The sequence below is a fragment of the Endozoicomonas sp. ALC020 genome, from assembly GCF_049275935.1.
Lineage (GTDB): Bacteria > Pseudomonadota > Gammaproteobacteria > Pseudomonadales > Endozoicomonadaceae > Endozoicomonas_A.
Genome location: NZ_CP184830.1, coordinates 3,010,718 through 3,030,256 on the forward strand (window position 1 = coordinate 3,010,718; position 19,539 = coordinate 3,030,256).

The 19,539-nt window shown below is 45.2% G+C and carries 22 protein-coding genes; 14 read left to right on the forward strand and 8 right to left on the reverse strand.

Translation table 11 applies throughout. The annotated features are described in order from the left end of the window. Positions 1-66: 66 nt before the first annotated feature. The 4 genes from ACOJUO_RS10965 to ACOJUO_RS10980 all read right to left on the reverse strand — a co-directional run bounded on the left by ACOJUO_RS10965 (position 67) and on the right by ACOJUO_RS10980 (position 3,486). Positions 67-1,578, reverse strand: coding sequence for a YifB family Mg chelatase-like AAA ATPase (locus ACOJUO_RS10965; protein WP_422139798.1), 1,512 nt, complete (start codon positions 1,576-1,578; stop codon positions 67-69). Between the two features lie 145 nt (positions 1,579-1,723). Then, entirely contained in the window at positions 1,724-2,443 is a 720-nt protein-coding gene (locus ACOJUO_RS10970; protein WP_422139799.1) for a hypothetical protein, read from the reverse strand. An 87-nt stretch (positions 2,444-2,530) separates the two neighbouring features. Further along, entirely contained in the window at positions 2,531-2,932 is a 402-nt protein-coding gene (locus ACOJUO_RS10975; protein WP_422136735.1) for a hypothetical protein, read from the reverse strand. Between the two features lie 290 nt (positions 2,933-3,222). After that, the gene (locus ACOJUO_RS10980) at positions 3,223-3,486 is read right to left on the reverse strand and encodes an accessory factor UbiK family protein (protein WP_422136736.1); all 264 of its coding nucleotides are present in this window, start codon (positions 3,484-3,486) and stop codon (positions 3,223-3,225) included. 138 nt (positions 3,487-3,624) lie between these two features. On the opposite strand from ACOJUO_RS10980, the gene ACOJUO_RS10985 reads away from it, so the two are divergent. From ACOJUO_RS10985 to ACOJUO_RS11030, 10 genes are all read left to right on the forward strand, one after another. Then, positions 3,625-4,650 (forward strand): serine hydrolase domain-containing protein, encoded by a 1,026-nt coding sequence (locus tag ACOJUO_RS10985; RefSeq protein ID WP_422139800.1) that lies wholly within the window; start codon positions 3,625-3,627, stop codon positions 4,648-4,650. Positions 4,651-4,698: 48 nt separating this feature from the next. Continuing rightward, on the forward strand, positions 4,699-4,962 hold the full coding sequence (locus ACOJUO_RS10990; protein WP_422139801.1) for a hypothetical protein: 264 nt from the start codon (positions 4,699-4,701) through the stop codon (positions 4,960-4,962). Between the two features lie 25 nt (positions 4,963-4,987). Beyond that, entirely contained in the window at positions 4,988-5,350 is a 363-nt protein-coding gene (locus tag ACOJUO_RS10995) for a hypothetical protein (RefSeq protein WP_422139802.1), read from the forward strand. A 488-nt stretch (positions 5,351-5,838) separates the two neighbouring features. Continuing rightward, on the forward strand, positions 5,839-6,177 hold the full coding sequence (glnK, locus tag ACOJUO_RS11000) for a P-II family nitrogen regulator (protein ID WP_422136740.1): 339 nt from the start codon (positions 5,839-5,841) through the stop codon (positions 6,175-6,177). 232 nt (positions 6,178-6,409) lie between these two features. Further along, entirely contained in the window at positions 6,410-7,660 is a 1,251-nt protein-coding gene (locus tag ACOJUO_RS11005; protein ID WP_422136741.1) for an ammonium transporter, read from the forward strand. A 152-nt stretch (positions 7,661-7,812) separates the two neighbouring features. Then, positions 7,813-8,466, forward strand: coding sequence for a TnsA endonuclease N-terminal domain-containing protein (locus ACOJUO_RS11010; protein ID WP_422136742.1), 654 nt, complete (start codon positions 7,813-7,815; stop codon positions 8,464-8,466). Further along, on the forward strand, positions 8,441-9,517 hold the full coding sequence (locus ACOJUO_RS11015) for a hypothetical protein (RefSeq protein WP_422139803.1): 1,077 nt from the start codon (positions 8,441-8,443) through the stop codon (positions 9,515-9,517). Before ACOJUO_RS11010 ends, ACOJUO_RS11015 begins: the two co-directional genes overlap by 26 nt. Next, positions 9,466-10,203, forward strand: coding sequence for a Mu transposase C-terminal domain-containing protein (locus ACOJUO_RS11020; protein ID WP_422139804.1), 738 nt, complete (start codon positions 9,466-9,468; stop codon positions 10,201-10,203). The genes ACOJUO_RS11015 and ACOJUO_RS11020 overlap by 52 nt, the downstream gene beginning before the upstream one ends. Next, positions 10,203-11,213 (forward strand): TniB family NTP-binding protein, encoded by a 1,011-nt coding sequence (locus tag ACOJUO_RS11025; RefSeq protein WP_422136744.1) that lies wholly within the window; start codon positions 10,203-10,205, stop codon positions 11,211-11,213. The genes ACOJUO_RS11020 and ACOJUO_RS11025 overlap by 1 nt, the downstream gene beginning before the upstream one ends. Positions 11,214-11,381: 168 nt before the next feature. Further along, on the forward strand, positions 11,382-11,543 hold the full coding sequence (locus tag ACOJUO_RS11030) for a hypothetical protein (protein ID WP_422136745.1): 162 nt from the start codon (positions 11,382-11,384) through the stop codon (positions 11,541-11,543). 322 nt (positions 11,544-11,865) lie between these two features. Here ACOJUO_RS11030 and ACOJUO_RS11035 read toward each other — a convergent pair whose 3' ends face one another. From ACOJUO_RS11035 to ACOJUO_RS11050, 4 genes are all read right to left on the reverse strand, one after another. Next, the gene (locus ACOJUO_RS11035) at positions 11,866-12,468 is read right to left on the reverse strand and encodes a LysE family translocator (protein ID WP_422139805.1); all 603 of its coding nucleotides are present in this window, start codon (positions 12,466-12,468) and stop codon (positions 11,866-11,868) included. A gap of 67 nt (positions 12,469-12,535) precedes the next feature. Beyond that, on the reverse strand, positions 12,536-13,474 hold the full coding sequence (locus tag ACOJUO_RS11040; protein ID WP_422139806.1) for a JmjC domain-containing protein: 939 nt from the start codon (positions 13,472-13,474) through the stop codon (positions 12,536-12,538). Then, the gene (locus tag ACOJUO_RS11045; RefSeq protein ID WP_422136747.1) at positions 13,401-13,625 is read right to left on the reverse strand and encodes a hypothetical protein; all 225 of its coding nucleotides are present in this window, start codon (positions 13,623-13,625) and stop codon (positions 13,401-13,403) included. Before ACOJUO_RS11045 ends, ACOJUO_RS11040 begins: the two co-directional genes overlap by 74 nt. An 84-nt stretch (positions 13,626-13,709) precedes the next feature. Then, complete coding sequence (locus ACOJUO_RS11050) at positions 13,710-13,880, reverse strand: hypothetical protein (RefSeq protein ID WP_317143595.1); 171 nt, start codon at positions 13,878-13,880, stop codon at positions 13,710-13,712. Between the two features lie 400 nt (positions 13,881-14,280). Here ACOJUO_RS11050 and ACOJUO_RS11055 point away from each other — a divergent pair, with 400 nt between their 5' ends. Genes ACOJUO_RS11055 through cas6f form a run of 4 tightly spaced genes read left to right on the forward strand, consistent with a single transcriptional unit; the run spans position 14,281 to position 19,187 of the window. Next, positions 14,281-15,522 (forward strand): TniQ family protein, encoded by a 1,242-nt coding sequence (locus tag ACOJUO_RS11055; protein WP_422136748.1) that lies wholly within the window; start codon positions 14,281-14,283, stop codon positions 15,520-15,522. 2 nt (positions 15,523-15,524) lie between these two features. Beyond that, positions 15,525-17,567 carry a type I-F CRISPR-associated protein Csy2 gene (locus ACOJUO_RS11060; RefSeq protein ID WP_422139807.1) on the forward strand — a complete coding sequence of 681 codons (2,043 nt, stop codon included), beginning with the start codon at positions 15,525-15,527 and terminating at the stop codon, positions 17,565-17,567. Continuing rightward, positions 17,554-18,579 (forward strand): type I-F CRISPR-associated protein Cas7f/Csy3, encoded by a 1,026-nt coding sequence (locus ACOJUO_RS11065; RefSeq protein ID WP_422137066.1) that lies wholly within the window; start codon positions 17,554-17,556, stop codon positions 18,577-18,579. Before ACOJUO_RS11060 ends, ACOJUO_RS11065 begins: the two co-directional genes overlap by 14 nt. Further along, positions 18,576-19,187: a type I-F CRISPR-associated endoribonuclease Cas6/Csy4 gene (gene cas6f, locus ACOJUO_RS11070; RefSeq protein ID WP_422139808.1), complete on the forward strand. Its 612-nt coding sequence runs from the start codon at positions 18,576-18,578 to the stop codon at positions 19,185-19,187. The genes ACOJUO_RS11065 and cas6f overlap by 4 nt, the downstream gene beginning before the upstream one ends. Positions 19,188-19,539: the final 352 nt, after the last annotated feature.

The following is a 19,539-nucleotide window of genomic DNA, read 5'->3' on the forward strand; positions in this document are numbered from 1 at the left end:
GCCTGAGCCGCTGAGCTGATAGCCAGAGATTGAAAAAACAGCTTCATAACAAAGAGAGGTTATCGGTTAACCTGGTTCACGATCCAGCTTTCTGTAATGCACCGCTTCAGCAAGATGCTTCTGTTGAATGTCTTTGTCCTCATCAATATCCGCCAGAGTTCGGGCCACTCTCAGTATTCGGTGTACGGCTCTGGCTGAGTAACCCAGTTTGTCACACAGCCGGGTCATAAAATCCTGTTCTTGCTTATTCAGTGAACAGTATTCATCCATCTCGCTGGCAGACAATCGGGCGTTGGGTTTCCCCTGCCTGTGCTGCTGGATAGACCTTGCCTGAATCACCTGTTGACGTATTTTTTCAGTTGACAGGTTTTCATCTTCGGGCGGGTTTTCAAAAAGTCGCTCCGTTTTCTGACTGGAAACCTCTATCTGTAAATCAATGCGATCCAGTAAAGGACCTGACAGTTTTCGTTTATAACGTCTGACCTGCTCGGCAGAACACTGGCAGGCTTTCTGTGGGTCTCCAAGATATCCGCAGGGGCAGGGGTTCATGGCGGCAATCAACTGAAAGCCGGCAGGGAAGCTGGCCTGACCTTTGGCTCGGGAAATAACCACTTCCCGGGTTTCCAGGGGCTCTCTCAGTACTTCCAGGGCTACCTTTTGAAACTCCGGCAGTTCATCCAGGAACAGGACACCATTATGCGCAAAGGAAATCTCTCCTGGTCGGGGCTGGCTGCCTCCACCCACCAGGGCGACGGCTGAAGCGGTATGATGGGGGTTGCGAAAGGGTCGCTGTTTCCATGAAGGGGGCTGGCTGTAGGAAGACAAAGTATGTATGGCGGCCACTTCCAGAGCTTCATGGTCATTCATCTCGGGAAGAATTCCGGGCAGGCGACTGGCCAGCATGGTTTTGCCGGTTCCCGGGGGACCGTAGAAAATCAGATGGTGAGCACCAGCGGCTGCCGTCATCAGGCCTCGTTTAGCCTGTTGTTGCCCCTTGACATCCAGCAGGTCGGGATAATCGACAGGGGATTCATTCCTGTTGCAGGTGGCTTCTGTAAGATGTTGATTACCGGTGAGATGAGCGCAGACTCCCAGCAGGTTTTCTGCTCCCAACACTCTGGCATCAGGGCAAAGGGCTGCCGCCTGTGCATTCATTTGGGGAAGCAGCAGTGTGTGAGCCGATTGGCTGCAGGCTATGGATGCTGGCAGTGAGCCGGTGATCGGTCTCAGCGCGCCTGACAGGGCCAGTTCACCAAGAAACTCGTAACCTGCCAGAGACTCAGGTTTGAGCTGGCCCGATGCCGCCAGAATACCCAGAGCGATAGGCAGGTCAAAGCGACCGCCTTCTTTGGGAAGGTCAGCGGGTGCCAGATTAACGGTAATACGGGAAACCGGAAACTCGAAGCCACTGTTGAGGATGGCACTTCTTACCCTGTCTTTACTTTCACGAACAGCAGCTTCCGGAAGACCGACCATATTCAGGGCTGGCAGACCTGCCGACAAATGCACTTCAACCGATACCGCAGGCGCATCCAGCCCGGTTTTGGCGCGGGTTTGAACAACAGCTAGCCGCGACATAAACACTCCCTTCTTTTTGTGCTTGTTTTTGTTGTTTTGGCACACCGGAATGGAATGCCTTTGCAAAGCTGAAGGGTTGAGAATAGCAGTGATTCAGAGATTTGCTGGCAGAATTGCCCGGCCAGCAGGCTGGCCGGTGCAGAGGTCAGTTAATGATTTTCCAGGAACCGTCTTCCTGCAGGCAAGCCTGACCCCAGGCATCCTCAGTTTGACCACCTACTGTAATGGACTGTTGAAATTCACGGCAAACCAGACCGCTGGAGGCACTTTTGCCTTCTTTGGTAGTAACAACATAGCCGGAGGCATCGCCTTCATCCCAGATGATTTTTTCACCGACAGGCGCTGTAGTGGCTTTGATCTGTGCTTCTTCGTGAGCACGCTGCGCCGCTTCATTGATGTTGTCGAGAATTTTCAGCGTGATGGCCGTAAACGCCAGCCATTTGTAGGCATCGTTGTCATCGTGGTAATGGCCATAGCCGTAGTATGAGTTACCATAGTTTCTTACCACGACAATATTGTTTCTGATCACCCTTTTTCTAGGGGCTACAACGACCAGGTTGTTCTTAATGACCTTTGGGCCATCCCAGCCATTATGACGGTGGTCTTGACGATCATCTCTTCTGTCTTCTCTGTTATCCTGGCGGTCGTCTCGACGCTCTTCACGATTATCCTGACGGTCGTCATGACGTTCTTCGCGATTGTCCTTACGGTCGTCTCGACGCTCTTCACGATTATCCTGACGGTCGTCACGGCGCTCTTCACGGATTTCATCCCGATCATTATTGCCCGGGCTTGCATGGATCATTGTTGAGACCGGTGAAAAAGTGGTGAGTAAAACTAAAAACGTAAACAGTCGTTTTATCATATGGGTTCTCTCCAGAGAGGTCTGAAGCTCAATGGCTCCAGACCCGGAAGCTTAGTCGTTCAGCTGCCACTTCTCGGTTGTCTGTTATCAGGCAGACTTACCCATCAGCAGAACACTGGCCTGAACGCGTCCGGTTCCTTCGGTGTCGTAATAGAATCTTACTTTTTCAATGGCCCTTGCTTTGCCGGGCAGGTCAATGACGCGGGAGCTACCGCCTTTTCTGACTTTGCTGCGGATGGCTACTTCACGGCTCTGACCGTTCTCGTAGTGAACAATCACTTTGTCGAAATCCACGTCTGCACCTTTGACCTTGAACTGCAGACGCTTGAAAGCACCGTCTCTCAGACCAACACGGATGGTGTCTACTTCTGCACGACGACTGACTTTCTTTTCGCCCAGAAGCTCCCAGCCAGCCGCAGATGCAGTCTGTGCAAAGCCAGACATCACCATGGTCATCAGCAGAGTAAACATTGAAAGTGCGCGTTTCATAGTGATTGTTCTCCTGAAATTTTCACTATTTGTCCTTGAGGCCATCCTGTCTTTGTAGGGATATGGCCATTGCTACCAAATGGAGTTGAGGCAGTCATCTTAATTTGTAGAGCAATGCTATAGCGAAGAAAGTAGTATCTCTATAGGGATAACTACCGAGGGGGATAATTTTGATTTCGAGTTAACTTATTGATTTAAATTATTTTTTTATACAATGAAAAGTGTCAGTGAAGAGTAAAATCTGGCAGTGCGTGGGGCAGCCGTTCTCAGGGCAAGAACGGCCAATGACATCAGCAGCAACCGTCGGACGATCCAGCTTTTTCCAATTCGGCCACTTTCTTTTCGAGGGCTTCCAGTCTTTCACGGGTATGCTTCAGAACCGCGACCTGGGCATCAAACTCGTCACGGGTGACCAGTTCAAATTTGGCCAGAGCACTGCTCACCATTGCCTTGATGTTGTGCTCAATATCTTCCCGGGTCTGGCTTTTCTGCCCACCCAGAACCTGTCCTGCTTTGCCGGCAATACTACCGATAAGGGAGGCTTTATCGATCATCGATTATTCCTGCAATTGCTGTGATTTAAAACCGGCAGTGATGATACCACAAGCAGCTATTTCGCCGTGTCTGCTTTTATGTGCTAAATTGTTGGTTAATTCATGAACATTTACTTGGTGAACTCATGGATTTGGCTTATGCCAAAGACTCAAATCAAACTTGTATCTGCCCTCGGCTGGTTCTCTCTGTTCGTAAGCCTTATCCTCTCAAACAGTGTCAGCGCAGCGGGTAACAGAGACGACGCCTACGCCACGCCAACCGAAGATTTCTCGGTGCACGCAATCAAACATGGTTATAGCCTGACCGATGCACGACGGTTGCATAATGAGTGGAGCTTGAGCAAGTTTCTAAATATTACCGAATCGGGTGCTTACTCTTATTTGCACTTGGGTGAGTTTCTTCCGCAAGTCATGATTTACCATGATGGAGGGGTGGTCAGGCTTAATGAAAATGCCAGGAAATCAATTGCTGAAATCGCACTCAAAAAAGACGGCGAATCCACTACATTCGAGCAAGTGATCCTGGATAAGCATTCACCGGTTCAGGGCGTTCTGGTTGTCAAAAACGGCGAAATTGTCTACCAGCAATACCCCGGCATTAGAGAGAACGACCGCCATGTGTGGATGTCGAATTCAAAAGTGATCGTCGGCACGCTCATCGCTTTGCTGGAAGAGGAAGGGCGTATTGATCTACAGAAAACCGTGGCAGACTATCTACCCAAAGCAAAAAGTACAGCTTGGGGGAAAGTGAAACTATTTGATGTGTTGAATAGGCAGTCGGGCCTCAATTTAGAGGAAAGTCCCGCAACACGTAGCGGTGATACCCCTTACAACGCCTTTGTGAGAGCAGAGGTTGGTTTGCCCGCTGATGACGGAAAAGTTTACACCCACGACGATGCCTTATTCGCGATTCCTTATCTGAAAAAGCCGGGCACGGCTTTTGAGTGTTCATCCGCTAATACACAGATGTTGGGTTTGGTAATTGAGGAAATCACACAAAAAAGATTGGCAGAGGTTATTGCTGAGCGGATTTGGTCCAAAGCGAGCATGGCGGGCGATGCAACAGTTGGTTTAAGTCCGCAGGGTAATGCCATTATTCATGGCCTGGTCAGCTCTCGTTTAGATGATGTGGCACGTTTTGGCATGTTGTTTACCCCGAGTTAGAAGAAGCTTGGCGATAGACGCATTGTTTCAGAAAAAATGCTGAAACGTATGCAAACATCAGGAGAACGCGATAACTATTTGAAAGGCGCACTTGGGCCCAGGCTGGCAGAAGAGTTCAGAGATGCACCACTATTTAATAGTTATCAGTGGGATGCTGTATTCGCTGATGGTGACCTCTATAAGAGTGGTATGAATGGCCAGGGCTTATATGTGTCACCTTCCAGAGATAATGTAGTAGTCTGGTTTGCTACCGACTTTACGGAAATTCCGATGGAAGCTTTCAGCGGAAGAGTCAGCCTGTACCTGGATTAGAGTAATTTAAAAGTCTACTGTCGTTATGTTTAAGTTTCTGTCATCGTGTTTAAGCCTGATTCTCTGCCTGTCAGGTTATTGTGACGACAATGAGCTGGCAAAAAAATTAACCAACCCTGTCGCTGATTTGATCAGTGTACCCGTGCAAGCCAATTATGATACGGGCTTTGTTCCTCAAGACGGGCACAGAGTAACTGTTAATATACAGCCTGTTATACCCATCGAGATGAATGATAATTGGAATATCGTGTCCAGAACCATGCTACCTTTGATCGAACAAAATGATGTGGCAGGTAACAGCGGTTCGCAATCGGGTACTTCTCTCCTGCACCCAAAAAGGCTGGACATATACGCTACAATCCGAAAGCACTTACGATTGGGAGAATAGTCAATGGAATATTCCAGTAAATGCTGTGCTGTCAAAAGTAGTTCGCATAGGCCAGCTACCGGTGAGCTTTGCAGCTGGTGTGCGTTACTGGGCTGATGCGCCAGAGCTGATGCGCCAGAACAGGGCGCTGAAGGTTGGGGGTTCCGCTTTGCGGTTACGGCGATGTTCCCCAAGTAGCTAGCCAGGCTTTGTATGAGAGACAGAGGCTGATCCATTGCATCAGAAAAGTGCGCGATTTAAGTGCGAGAATTGTTAGAGATGGGCTTTGTTGGTGCATGAAATTTAACAAGTGAACGGAAATGGGCCTTTTTTACTCTAAAGACCCGTTTATCAGGTTATTTTCAAAATTTGGCACATTGTCTGCATGTAAGCCACCAAACTCAGTTGGAATCTAGATCAGCTGAATATTCAGGGCTGGGAGCGCGGATCACTATAACAATGTCCGGATTTTCCCTGTTGGCCAACAGGATTCACTCAGGAGAGCTTTTATGAAGTTGGTATCAGCCATCATTAAGCCATTCAAACTGGACGACGTGCGAGAGGCTTTGTCCGAGATTGGTGTTCAGGGTATCACTGTCACCGAAGTTAAGGGGTTCGGTCGACAGAAAGGACATACTGAGCTTTATCGTGGAGCTGAATATGTGGTTGATTTTCTGCCCAAGGTTAAGCTGGAGGTCGGCATTGCAGATGACTTGCTGGATCAGGTGATCGAAGCCATTTCTTCAGCTGCCAACACAGGAAAGATTGGTGACGGGAAGATCTTCGTTACTAATCTGGAGCAGGCGATTCGGATCAGAACTAACGAAACTGGCGAAGACGCTGTTTGATGTGCAGAGCAGCAAGAGACCATAGTCAGGAAATTGATGGTTCTCAGGGTGCATGCACAACAATAAAAAAACTTCGTCGTTTGTTGCAGATACACTAAAAGCACCAGACGACATTCGCAAGAATAAAAATAGCTAATGTGGAAACAGTTTCCGAGTTGAGGAGACTGTTTTCAGGGCACAAATGCCGTAGCAAAAGACTACTTATCTGCTGAACTTTTTTGGGAGGAGCCCTGTGGAAAATCTGGCTCAAGTGTCGTACGCACTCGATACTTTCTACTTTCTGATGTCCGGTGCGCTGGTAATGTGGATGGCAGCCGGTTTTGCCATGCTCGAAGCCGGTCTGGTCCGTTCTAAAAACACCGTTGAAATTCTAACAAAGAATATCGCCCTGTTTGCGATTGCCTCTACCATGTACCTGCTCTGTGGTTACGCCATTATGTACCCTGGAACCAATGAAGGCGGTATCCTGCCGGTCCTTGGCTCTCTGATTGGTACTGAAAACACGGTTGCAGCGGTAACTGCGGGTGGTGATGATGCGCCATACTACTCTGTACGTTCAGACTTCTTCTTCCAGGTGGTCTTTGTAGCGACTGCAATGTCGATCGTTTCCGGTGCGGTTGCAGAGCGCATGAAACTCTGGTCTTTCCTGCTGTTTGCGGTCTTCATGACTGGCTTCATCTATCCCGTTCAGGGCTTCTGGAAATGGGGCGGTGGATTCCTGAACGAAGCTAACTTCCAGGACTTCGCAGGTTCCGGTGTTGTGCACATGGCTGGTGCTGCTGCCGCTCTGGCAGGTGTGCTGCTTCTGGGTGCACGCAAAGGCAAGTACGGTAAAGACGGTGCTGTTAATGCGATCCCCGGTGCCAACCTGCCACTCGCTACTCTGGGTACCTTTATTCTGTGGCTGGGATGGTTCGGTTTCAATGGTGGTTCTCAGCTGAAACTGTCTGATGTTGAAAGTGCGAACGCTGTCGCCCAGATCTTTGTCAACACTAACGCTGGTGCTGCTGGTGGTGTCATTGCTGCTCTGATCATAGCCCGTGTCCTGTTCGGTAAGGCTGACCTGACTATGGCTCTGAACGGTGCTCTGGCCGGTCTGGTATCCATTACCGCTGAGCCGCTGACACCAACCGCAGTATCTGCGACTCTGATCGGTGGCGTTGGTGGTTCTCTGGTCGTTCTGGCCATCCTGGCACTGGATAAACTGCGCATCGACGATCCAGTGGGTGCCATTTCAGTACACGGTGTTGTAGGTATCTGGGGTCTGCTGGCAGTACCGCTGACCAACGACGGTGCAACTTTCGGCGCCCAGCTGTTGGGTATCGGTTCAATCTTCGCCTGGGTATTCCTCTCTTCCCTGATCGTCTGGGCTGCTATCAAGCAGATACTTGGTCTGCGTATTACTGAAGAAGAAGAGTATGAAGGTGCTGACCTGACCGAATGTGGTATGGAAGCTTATCCCGAGTTTATGGGTAAACAGTGATAAGATGCAGGTGATTAAAAAAAGCTGTCGCCGTGTGTGTTGATACTTCCATAACGTGACATAAAACGTTTAGGAATGACATAAAACGACGACTTTGACAAAACAGACCCCGGCAACAATACTTCTGGTGTTGTATGACCGGGGTCTTTTTTATGTATCGTAGAAAACTCGGAAAATCCAAGGTTAACAATATTCATCGTTTCGTTAGCCTCAAGAACCCTTCAACGATCCTCACTGAATCAGCGCTCGAATTTGATAGTTGTTACCCTCTTGAATACAGCTCAAAGGTACTCTCCTATGAGTCCCAGCCTGAGGGTTATGAGTATGTTTTTGAAGGTCGCATTTGCAGATATACCCCTGATTTTCTGTCTCGAATGATAGGAGGTGAAAGACCATATATAGAGGTTAAACCAGAGAGAGTTGCCAGGCGGAAAGATTTTCTGGAGCGTTTTCATTGCATGAAGGCTGCTGCAGAACGTTCAGGCACTCAGCTCTTGTTGTGGACTGAAGAGTATATCCGGAGACAGCCTTACCTAAATAATCTGAAAATACTGCACAGGTATAGGACTGGTGGTGTTCTAGCATCAGAACAAAGAAAAATAATTGAAATAGTGAGATCAAACGAAGAACAGCAACTAAGTCTTCAGGATCATGCTGTTCTGTCTGATATGGAGCTACCTTATTTTCTTCCGCTGGCATATGACCTTCTTGCCAGAAACGAGTTGACCACTGACTTAGATACTTCTCCCTTGACCAAAGACTCTGTAGTGAGAATATGCCATGACCATCGTCCAGCGTTTCACTGAAGGAACTGTGTTTAAGTTTTTTCCAGAGGAGGAAACGCAAGTTGAAAAACTTTTTCGAGTGGAGAATCGCAATGAAAAGGAGCTTGCTCTAAGAGATCTTTTGCAAAGTGGTGAGGTTCTCAAAAAAAGCATAGAAGAGATTGAAACCAGTCTGGCTGCTGGAAGAGTTGAGTTTGTGATCAATAGTCCAGAAAGCTTGGAAGAGGATTCTTTATCTGAAGATTTAGCCAGCTTACCCAAAAAGCAAAGAGAAGAAGTACTACGAAGATTCAAATATGTCAGTAAATTGCGAAAATCTGTTGATTCTTGGACAGAGAAATCACTTTCTCCATTAATTCCTGAGATTGCCAGAGAGCTGAATGACTCAAAACCTCCTGGTTGGAGAACTCTCGCACGCTGGAATGCTGCGTACAGTTCCAATGGTCAAACAGTGAAAGCATTATTTACGGATTATATTAAGCAGGGAAATCATACCAGCAGACTACCAGAGGAAGTTGAGGATTTCATAAAGCAGGCAATAGAAACATACAAGACCAAAGAACGTATATCGATTCAGGAAGCGTGGGATAACCTTGATGGTTATATAACAAAGGCGAACAAGCAAAGATCTGAAGATGAAAAACTCAAAACACCTTGCTATGACATATTCCGAAAACGTATAAAAGCTGAGCCGCCCTATGAATTGATGATGGCAAGAGAAGGAAAGAGAAAGGCTGATATTGAGTTTTCTTCTACAGGTAAGTCCTTGAACCTAGAAAGGGTTTTACAACGAGTAGAAGTCGATCATACGAAGCTTGATGTCTTTGTTGTTGATGATGAGAACTTCCTACCTCTTGGACGTCCCTGGCTGACTACTTCCATAGATGCTTTGTCTCGCTCTATTACTGGCTTCTATATAGGCTTTCATCCACCGAGCTTTTTGTCTCTTATAAAGCTGCTCAAGTCGATAATTATTCCCAAAAATTATATTAGTGAAAAATATCCGGAGATACAGAATCCATGGATTTGCTCTGGTTTACTACCTTCACAGAAATTCTATATACCTGGGTAGTGGATATTTATCAGCAGCAACCAGTAGCGAAAGGAACCATTATTCCTGACCTTGCCTGGAAGGAAGCCATCCTTGATTTCCCTCCTCGGCATGTAGATCCAAAAAGACTGGATGTTATCTTAGGTCGAACCAAGTACAGCAAGTTGCGTCGTGGTGGTGTTCAGTATTCAAATCTTCGATATGACTCAGATGAACTGGCTATGTTGAGAGGCAGAATCGGTAGCGGTACGGTCATGTACAAAGTTGACCCTGATGACCTTGGGTATATTCATGTGTTTAATGAATCGGAGCGGCGTTACTTGAAAGTACCTGCTGTCGATTTTGAATATGCTGATGGTCTCTCTGAATGGCAGCATAAGGTACATAAAAAGTACGCTCGGAAATATATTTGTGCGAAATACAGGCATGATGACGTTGTAGCGGCAAGAGACGCTATCAAAGAGTTGGTTCGAAAGGAGATTGAGCGTTGGGAAAGTCATGGAAGAACCGGAAAAAATAGTACGTCTGTCAGAGCTGCTAGGTATGCCAAAGTCGCAGACAACTCAACAGGCTCTTTGACAAGTGTAACCAAGGAGCCTGGAAATAATGCAGTGAGCTCCAATTCCAGTGATTCATCAGATCAAAAAGATGATTGGTATGTTCCTATTGACCGTTCAGCTTGGAGTTCTTCTGGAGGTGAAGAGTAATGGCGTTAGTACTGTCAGACTGGCAAAAAAAGAGAAGTGCTTACGTCAGAGACCTGCGAATCTGGATGGAGATTCATAACCTTGTTTTTAGTGACATGGAAGAATGTAAGGAGCTGGCAAAGTACGGGGGAGAACCACCATGCATGTTATGTTACGGAGACACTGGAGCAGGTAAGTCAGCACAAATCGAAAAATTTAGAAATGACCATAAGCGCTATGAGAAGGCGGATCGATCAATAATGCCTGTCGTATATTGTGTCTTGCCTACGAAACTGTCAGAGAGAGGCCTGTTGATCAAGATTCTAAAAGCCATTGGTCAGGAGATTGAAGATTACAAGGAACTGGATGAGGAGGATCTGCTGCAATTAATAGTTAAATATGTGGATCAGCTTGGTATTGAGCTTTTCATTATTGATGAAGCCCAGGGGTTTCTGGAACACGAAAGTAGAAAATTGGTATATGACGCTACAGAGTGCTTAAAAAGGCTAATCATTGAAACCAAAAGACCTTTTATCCTGTTTGGGATGCCTTGGTGCCTGCATGCCATTGAACAGAACTCCCAGTTAGCAAGTCGTTTTCTTCGTAGAAGATATCTGTCTCCATTTATCATCTCAGACAAACCAAAAAAGGCAATTTATCTCAACTTTCTGGATGAATTGGACGAGGAGCTTGGGTTTGAAGAAAAAGCGAATTTGAAGAGTCGAGAAATATCTCTTCGACTTTTTGTGGTGAGTCGTGGCAATTTGCGGGTTTTAAGGAATGTTATCGATCAAGCTGCATTCCTTGCAATCAAAGAAAGTACTCGACAAATTACTTACGACCATTTTCTGAAAGCATGTGAGGTATTCTTTCCAGAGGATAAAAATCCATTCCGTATGAAAGACCTTGATCAGATAGAATTTGTTGAGCTAGAGAAACCATCGTACTGGGATCAAAATGCAAAGAGAGGAGTAAATCCAGTTGTTGAGGAAACATTTACAGAAGTGAGAACTCTATCCGAGATATTATAGAGTCCACGTGTAGGTCAGGTTTTATCTGGCCTACACAAAAATAAAAAATTTTTCACCACCCACGCTGCCGCCAACTCCCCGCTTCTTTCGTAACCTCAACCTTGTCTCCAAAGCGAGACTCGAAACGCAACCTACGGTGGGTTGTGTAGAACGCTTGAGGGTTATCTCATGGCTAATAAGTCCAAGACCAGTGCTCCTATGACACCCAGTGCAGCGGCACGCATCCAGAGCAGTGAAGCTAAAGCAGATGGTGGAAAGGTTTCCAGTGGCAGTTTTGCTTCTCGTGCACAGTCTGCTGCAGCTAAGAATACAGGAAGTTCCAAAAAGTAAGTAAATGAATATGGCAGGTGTATGAATGCACCTGCCTTCAAGGATGTTGATAATGCGAAAGTTCAGCAGTTGTAAAGAGATCGGCGCACTGGTCTCAAAGAAAGTCGACCAAGGCTGGTTATTTCAGAACGGTAAAAGGCATGGAAAGCTTATTTCCCCATTTGGCCCATTTCTTAGGGTACCATGCTCACCGAGTGACAAGAGAGCATTTCAGAATTTCAGACGTGACATGAAGGCCATTGAAAGGGAGTATCTATCGGCCTACAAAATTGCTTTTACGTCAGAAAATGCATGTAACTCATTGATTTTTAAAGACTTAATGCTAAACTCCAAGAATTAACACTTTGTATGAAAAAACGGACAGAATGCACCCTACACTGAACTGGATGACAAAGTTTGAGGTTTGTGAATTAGTAAATGAAATACTCTTCGATACAAATATTGTCATTAGGGAAAACCATAAAAAAGCGAAGATAGCATGAATAGTGACAAGACTATATAGCGTTGCAATATTGCTACCGTAGTAGCCTGAAAATTGTGGGAACACAGAAATATAAAACAACGAAACTTTAGGGTTTAAAGTATTAGTCAAGAGTCCTTCTGTTAAAGATAAGATGTATTTTCTCCTATAAAGGCACCGTCCTTTTTCGATGTTGTATCCATCACTCTTTAATTCTCTATATTTAATAGATGACATAAAAGCTTTAATCGCCAAATATGCAAGATATATAGCTCCTATAGTTTTTATTGCATTGAAGATCCCAGTAGAAGTCAATATAATTGCTGATAATCCGAATATAGATAAAGTACCGTGTATAAAAAATGCTGCTACTATTCCAAGCACATTATGATAACCATGCAATTTTCCATATTTTGAAACTGTTTTTATTATAAGTGCTCCATTAGGCCCTGGAGTAATTACCATTACTGATACCGCAAGAAAGAAAAATAAAAGCACTGGTGCACCCCCTATAGTTGTCTGGCGAAATAGATTATTTCAAATAGACGATCCCTGATTTGATTAGAGAATCAGCTATATTTAGTGCATCATCAGAATCAATATCACTAACCTTGAATACCTTCTTTTCGAGTAATAGTCGTTTAATAAATATATGCGCTTGATCTATAGTAATTTCACCTCCTATATAAAAAATCTTATTTTCATTCTCTGAAAAGAATAGGTTTTGGTCTTCGCAAACAGTTAATATCGAATTATGATCAACAACCCTATTCATATCAGAGAATTCAAATGTCGAGTTTATTGATATTGTTCTTTGATGATCGTGAATATCTTTTATTAAACTAAGAGCTGCGTCAAGTAGAATTCTTTCTTCTGTTTTTTCAATACTGTTACATATGAACTCATTAAGAGAGTCAACTAAACGTGTTATTGATCCAGTGTCTTTCCCACTTAAGGTTTTTTTAATGTCGCTTAAAGTAACCGCTTTCCTTAAAAAGGAATGATTATTAACAGCCTGCTCCAGCATTGCATGCAATAAGTGTATCTTTCTGTACGGTGTTAGCGATATTGTGAGGTGAATAGAAGTATTATCACCTTCATTAAGGGCTTTATGAACACAACCTCTTGGCAAATAAAGAATACTCCCAGGAGTTAAAACCTCTGAGTGAAGTTCTATAATATCTTCGACATGTTGGTCATCGTAATCATTGTCCATTGGGTATAAGGTTGATTCTTTTTCAAAGAACCACTTCTTATAGCCTTTTATCTGAAGCACTATTACATCTTGAGTATCATAATGAGCTTTCAAACCTTGAGTGTTTGGAGGTGTAATATACATATTGCAATTTGATTTGCAAAAAAAACTATTTTCAAAATCCCTACAAAGTTTATAAAGGTCAATATTGTTGAGCGCCATAGCCTTCCAAACAAGCATTTGCAACCATTTGGTTCGCAAACCACTCACCATCATTAGCAAGCTCTCTGTAAGCTCGAGAAAATTTATCTTTTGCAAAGATCGGGCTATTAATATCAAAAGAGTGTTTTAAAATCTTTTCGTACAATGGATACTTATTAGCACCTATACTTTTCAACTCCCTAATAACATTTTCAGCAAGCTTCATAGTCTTATCCTTATCGCCTAAAATGTGTCTGACAGAATGAACTGCTCCACTCTACCAAACAGCTTACTTTATCAAAAATACAGCTTATTTTTTTGATTTAAACGCATGATTACGAATAGTGAATGCACTTGGGCTTTTTGTTTCAAATGCATGATTACGAATAGTAAATGCACTTGGATTTTTTGTTTCAAATGCATGATTACGAATAGTGAATGCACTGGGGGCATCGACATTAACATCTGCTTTAATTTTCATTTTATCATTCCTTTCAAGCTCATGGGTTGGCTACCTTATACTTCACAGGAAGCATGAGAAAATTTAATTGGATCGTCTGCGTAAGTCAATAATTTTTCAAAATAGGAAATGCCTTATATGAGTGCGAAAGTATGCTTTCAAATGGTGCAAAGGCTTTAGCTTTTTGATTTTTCTTAAAAAATATTGTCTCTATGTTTACCCTGTATTTGTAGTTTAATTATTTCAGGTAAGTTCAGCTAATTTTTAGTAGATTTATGCCTTCACATGCAAGAGTGTTACTGTGTCAGTTCAAATTTTAAAGCGTAAGTCAGATGATTGCAGCACAATCCATAGAAGCGCAGGAAAATGCCACTCCGTGTGGAGAATTAGCCGCTATATTGATGCTCAGAATTCCTGAGTAATGGTGCTTATGTTTCTGATCCGCCCAGACCCTGAATACGACGAATCTCTGGAGAGCTATATTATCCGGCTCGCCGAAGAAAACCATTTCAGGGTAAAGAAGCTTTTCCCCCATTTAGGGAAGCTCCTGCAAAAGCAACATGGCAAGTTGGCAGGGGCAATGCCCACAGACCTTGGCTCTTTCAATCTCTATCACGCCAACACTTCCTCAAGTAAACGCTACTGGGCGTTGAGCCTGCTATCTGATTTGTGCTGCAAAGAACACCTGCCTTTTCTGGAGCTGTCGGTACTCAAAACAGATCGGCTGTTTGCGGGGCATCACTCTTCACTGTACTGGAAAGGGCTTGATATTCCCAAGGTGTTTTTTCGATCAGAGAACATTCCTGTATGCCCTCAATGTTTAAAAGAGAAATCTTATATCCCAACTTTTTGGCATATCTCTCTGGTGCGAGCTTGTCCCAGGCATGGTACCGCGCTTGTTTTTAAATGTCCTCAGTGCGGGGTGGGTGTCGATTATATACGAGACGCAGCAGTCCACTCTTGCCGGTGTGGCTTTGATTTAATCTCGGCAAAAACTGAAATTGGGAATCCTCAGTTGGTGAAGTTGGCGGAACGGGTCTACGGGTACAAGACAAAAAGCAAAGGAGACAATCTTCTGTACAGTGCTTCAACGACGGAAGCCGTTTTTGGAGCAGTGCTGTGGTTTATGCTGTGGGCTGATGATTCTGGCGGACCATCTGTGGATGAAGACGACGTTCTGCTTCGGTGCATTGATTTCTTTGATGACTGGCCGCGCAAGCTATACGTCCGGCTGGATCAGCTGGCTCAGGGCGGACTTGAGTATTCTGTGCGGTCGATGCAAGAAACTGCATTTCGCTCTATTTTTGGTTCGTTGCTGAGAGTAAGCCGTTATTTGCCAGATAGTCGGCTGGCGACCAACGACATTCTCAAGTTCGTATTTTCCTTTTTTGACCGGGCTATTTTTCAGGAGGGGCATCCCTATGCTGAAATCGGCCAAACCCTGCTGGATGGTTTTGAGGCCTGTGTGATTTTAGGGATTAATACTCGGCATCTGGCACGGCTGATTGAAGAGGGGATGCTGCATCCGTATAGGCTGCAAAAAGACAAGCAACTCATAAGCCCTGAACAGCCGTTATTCAGATTGAATGACGTTTTTGTCCTATGGTGCGTGAGCTTTCAGTCAGGAGAATCCAACCGCAGCCTCTATCTTTCAAGGTGGTGATAATGGTGAAACTGAGTGATCTGCTGGAGGGTAAGGACAGTCAGGAGCGTAACATCAGAATCAAGCATGCCTTTTTCTCTGATGTTCCTGTGGTGATTGATGGAAGTATTGCTCAGGCTCTGATCATTCTGGCAAATTTGACACGATCAATGGGTGACAAGACGGATTTGTTTGATGAAATGGCAGCAAAGGAGCTCTTCAAAAGTGAGCACTGGCATAAAGGCATACTTGCAACCGCGCCATGGGTGGTTACCCATTACTTTAAGGATCCAAACAGTCGTGCCTCTGGTTGCGCCCGATGGTTCCCTGAACACTATGGCGAGGACGGCCAGAAGCATTTGGGATATTCCCATAACAGCAACAAAGTATCGAAGAGCCATTTCCTGGCGACGGAGTTTTTCTGGCATAACCGAGTGACCTCGCTTTTTGAACAGTTCTCGAACGAGAGGGGCAGCCCGTTTATTCAAAAGCTTATCACCCTTGGGTTTCCGGAGAAGCGAGTTCAACCACTACAGGATGCTTGTCGAGGGGGAATGTATAACACTCTACCTGATTTTGTGAGTCCAAACAGTGTGGTGGTCTCTTTTCCCGATGGAGATGGAAATTATATCGCTGTTACCCCGTTGGTTGAGGTTGGTTTTCAGAGATGGATACACAACCTGGTGAGGCATACGAACATTCGTTGTCGTCCGTTATTCTATGCGTGGCCCTTTCAAGTCAGCAGTTTTTTGGCGACTTGCGGAGGGAAACTGTATTGCCTCTATTACCCGCCAAGTCTGGATAAACGTGATCTCAGCCTCGAATCCATACTGGATAAGTGGCGATCTAAAAAACATGTGTTCAATGATCGGGCTATTTTTCGTAAGGGAAATTTGAGCTTTCTTCTGCAGTTGATCTCGAACAGGCAGATTGTTGAAACGGAAAGGCAGAGACAGGAACGACTGAGTAATGAAAGGAACAAGTTAGCACAGGTCATTGAAGAACTTTTTTCATTCCTTTTTATCTTGAGGACTCACTATTTGGCAGGTCAGAGCCAGATTTCCAGAGTTCTAAGTGAAGCTTTGGAAATGAGGCTGATTCAGGGGGGCCTGAATGAGGAAGATCGAGCCGCTGAATATGTGTTGACTTATATCAATACCCTTTTTGAGCATTCCTGGTATTCAGCACAGCTGTCCTACAATCCTGATCTGTTGCCTCTACTGGAACAAGCAGTAAATATCACGCTAAATAAATTTACAGTACCGATTAAAGTCCCGGCAATTTCTGGCCGGTTCCTGCACTTCAAACGACTTTTAGTCTACAACGCCAACGCTAGAAGCAATCCTTATGTTATTGGTCTGCCCTCATTAACAGCCTGGACTGGGTTGGTGCATGCCTTTTTATGCAACCTCGGGTATGAACCTGGCAGAACGGATTTTCGGTTTGCTGTGGTGCTGCGAAAATACGGTCTGAACAAAGGGCATCCCGCTTCGGCTCAAGAGATGAAAAACAGTAGCTTGGTTAATAGTCCAGTGATTGACCACAGAAGTTGTGATGTTGAGTTCGATCTGATCGTACAGCTTCCGGAGACCAGAGAAGAGATAGACCTGAGTGAAGACAACCTGTTTGGCTGTCTACCCTCAAGGTTTGCTGGAGGGACTTTAACGCACCCAATGGAGGGAAGTTATGGGCAATGTGAGCTTTACAGGAAATGTGATCGTTATGGGACTGTGGAAGAAGTCTCAGCATCATTGGTGCGGATGCCTAGTTATGGGAGAGTGATTGTCGCTTTACGTAATTCTCCCGAGAGAAGCGAACTGCTGAAATGTCTGTCCCAGGGCAAGAGTTTTCCCATTGGTGGCGGGTTCCGATTCCTGGGTAAACCGGAAACAAGAGTGGGTGCTGGAGGTTGCTCTCATGCTTTTGCGACACCTGTCGTATCCGTTGTTGCATTGCGTCCGGTGCAGCAAATAAATCCACTTGAACGTGCTTTTTGGTCTATTACTTTCAGCAGCTCTGGTATTGAGGTTTCAGTAAAGGAGAATCCAGGTGATGAAGCTGTGTAGTCAGCATGCTCAACAACGATCGATCTACCTTGGGAAAGGATTGTTTTTTTGGGTTGATAATGAGGCCAGGGAGCATCCGCTGTTGCCCGATACAACCACTATTGCTGCAACCAAAGAAGGTTACGCAGAAGCCTATGCTGCTAAAGGGGGCGTAAAAGAAAGTTGCCAGCCCTCATCGTTATCCCATGCGAATATCCAAACCATTCAGGAGGTTTATATGCCACCTGAGTCCGAGGCATTGGTGGTTCGTTTTTCAATAAGGATTAAGGCGCATTCTGGGCAGTTGTATCAATGTGATCGCCCGGAAATGAAGGAAGCCGTGGCGAGGCTAAGTGATGCCTACAAAGAAGTGGGCGGTTATCGAGTGTTGGCCCGAAGGTATCTGGAGAACCTGTTGTTGGGTAACTGGCTATGGGAAAACCAATACACTCTCGGTACAGAAATTCGCCTTCATGATTGCAGGGATAAAGATCAAATGATCATTGATCATGTGGAAACAAGGCGGTGGAACAGAGAGCTGGATGACCTTGAGGAATCCATCGAAAAATGGGTTGATCGATTTGAAAAGGCTCTGACATCCTTGAGAGATTCCTGCTCGCTATTGGTTGAGGCAAGGTTGATGTTACCGCTCTGTTCTGAGGTATTTCCAAGCCAGGCATTTGCCGATGGTGAATCAAGAAGTAAGTTGCTGGCCACTTGTGAAATCAATAGTGAGGAGCAAGTGGTATTCAGCCGCCATAAGCTTGGGGCAGCGTTGCACGAGATTGATGACTGGTTTCCTGGGGCAACATCTCGGAAAAAAGTGAGTGCATATTGTGCGGATAGGAAAGAGCTGACAGCTCACCGACACCCAAGTACAGGAAAGGATTATTTCTCCCTGTTAAAGAATATAGAGCGATATATTGAGTTTCTGGTAGCGAAACCTGATTTGAATGATCCAGCAATGGATGATATCCACTTCCTTATGGCCTGCCATGTGTGCGGTGGTATGAGACCGGAGAAAAAAGAATGAAACGCTTTACCTTCGGTATCCAGTTTCAGCCGGGATCGAATAATGAACTGTTGGTTGGCAGGTGCTTGAAAATCCTCCATGGGTTCCAGTGTAGGCATAGCATCAACAGTGTGGGGGTCACATTTCCGAAATTCTGCGATAAAACCATCGGTGACATCATTGCTTGTGTTTCAGTAGACCGGCTCTGCTTACAGCAGCTAATGTCACAGCCGTACTTTCTGGAGATGCAAAGACTTCAGAAGTTTTTCTTTCATGAGATCACCACAGTTCCTGATAACGTTAAAGAAGTTCGATACGGAAAAGAATTAAAAAGCGATAAATATTGTGAAGGAGGCAGGCAGCGGCGCATAAGGCGTGGGCAGCCAATAGCTGAAAAAAAAGGCTATAAATATCTACCGAGGCAGGACTCATCAAGTCGTGTTCGCAATATTCAGTTGTTTCATAACATTCCAATGACCAGCTCTGAGGATCCCACGCAAGTGTTTTACTTTAGGCTCCAGAAGCACGCGGCTAAAAATATATGCTGTGATGGGTATACCAGTTATGGGTTAGCAAACCAGGAGTGTGTATGCGGAACGGTGCCGGATCTGACTTTTACCAAAAAATAATCAGGGCTTTTAGCTGGTTGTTTTTTTAGAAATTTTTTGATCGAGCTAAAAAAGGGTGTTTTGTGGATTGTTGGCCTATCCTCTTGAGCTGTGAGGGTTATATACATTTTCCCTCCCGGTGACCTGCCGAGCAGGCAGTTGGAAATGCCGACGGTAACTGTTAAGCACCCTCGCCCCCGTGACCTGCCGAGCAGGCAGTTGGAAATCGGAGATCGGACAGCGACACTGATTTTGTAATGTGACCTGCCGAGCAGGCAGTTGGAAATAGAAACAGGTGTAGCGTAAAGTTATCAATTTTGTGACCTGCCGAGCAGGCAGTTGGAAATTGCACGGCAGTGAACATGCTCTGGCT

Bases quoted from the DNA above. Each gene is read 5' to 3' on its own strand.
- ACOJUO_RS10975 (WP_422136735.1), bottom strand. From the start codon at position 2,932: ATGAAACGCGCACTTTCAATGTTTACTCTGCTGATGACCATGGTGATG.
- ACOJUO_RS11020 (WP_422139804.1), top strand. From the start codon at position 9,466: ATGGATTTGCTCTGGTTTACTACCTTCACAGAAATTCTATATACCTGG.
- ACOJUO_RS11030 (WP_422136745.1), top strand. From the start codon at position 11,382: ATGGCTAATAAGTCCAAGACCAGTGCTCCTATGACACCCAGTGCAGCG.
- ACOJUO_RS11035 (WP_422139805.1), bottom strand. From the start codon at position 12,468: ATGGTAATTACTCCAGGGCCTAATGGAGCACTTATAATAAAAACAGTT.
- ACOJUO_RS11015 (WP_422139803.1), top strand. From the start codon at position 8,441: ATGACCATCGTCCAGCGTTTCACTGAAGGAACTGTGTTTAAGTTTTTT.
- ACOJUO_RS11045 (WP_422136747.1), bottom strand. From the start codon at position 13,625: ATGAAGCTTGCTGAAAATGTTATTAGGGAGTTGAAAAGTATAGGTGCT.
- ACOJUO_RS10995 (WP_422139802.1), top strand. From the start codon at position 4,988: ATGTTTAAGTTTCTGTCATCGTGTTTAAGCCTGATTCTCTGCCTGTCA.
- ACOJUO_RS10990 (WP_422139801.1), top strand. From the start codon at position 4,699: ATGCAAACATCAGGAGAACGCGATAACTATTTGAAAGGCGCACTTGGG.
- ACOJUO_RS11055 (WP_422136748.1), top strand. From the start codon at position 14,281: ATGGTGCTTATGTTTCTGATCCGCCCAGACCCTGAATACGACGAATCT.
- ACOJUO_RS11060 (WP_422139807.1), top strand. From the start codon at position 15,525: ATGGTGAAACTGAGTGATCTGCTGGAGGGTAAGGACAGTCAGGAGCGT.
- ACOJUO_RS11050 (WP_317143595.1), bottom strand. From the start codon at position 13,880: ATGAAAATTAAAGCAGATGTTAATGTCGATGCCCCCAGTGCATTCACT.
- ACOJUO_RS11065 (WP_422137066.1), top strand. From the start codon at position 17,554: ATGAAGCTGTGTAGTCAGCATGCTCAACAACGATCGATCTACCTTGGG.
- cas6f (WP_422139808.1), top strand. From the start codon at position 18,576: ATGAAACGCTTTACCTTCGGTATCCAGTTTCAGCCGGGATCGAATAAT.
- ACOJUO_RS10965 (WP_422139798.1), bottom strand. From the start codon at position 1,578: ATGTCGCGGCTAGCTGTTGTTCAAACCCGCGCCAAAACCGGGCTGGAT.
- ACOJUO_RS10970 (WP_422139799.1), bottom strand. From the start codon at position 2,443: ATGATAAAACGACTGTTTACGTTTTTAGTTTTACTCACCACTTTTTCA.
- ACOJUO_RS10985 (WP_422139800.1), top strand. From the start codon at position 3,625: ATGCCAAAGACTCAAATCAAACTTGTATCTGCCCTCGGCTGGTTCTCT.
- glnK (WP_422136740.1), top strand. From the start codon at position 5,839: ATGAAGTTGGTATCAGCCATCATTAAGCCATTCAAACTGGACGACGTG.
- ACOJUO_RS11010 (WP_422136742.1), top strand. From the start codon at position 7,813: ATGTATCGTAGAAAACTCGGAAAATCCAAGGTTAACAATATTCATCGT.
- ACOJUO_RS11025 (WP_422136744.1), top strand. From the start codon at position 10,203: ATGGCGTTAGTACTGTCAGACTGGCAAAAAAAGAGAAGTGCTTACGTC.
- ACOJUO_RS10980 (WP_422136736.1), bottom strand. From the start codon at position 3,486: ATGATCGATAAAGCCTCCCTTATCGGTAGTATTGCCGGCAAAGCAGGA.
- ACOJUO_RS11040 (WP_422139806.1), bottom strand. From the start codon at position 13,474: ATGATGGTGAGTGGTTTGCGAACCAAATGGTTGCAAATGCTTGTTTGG.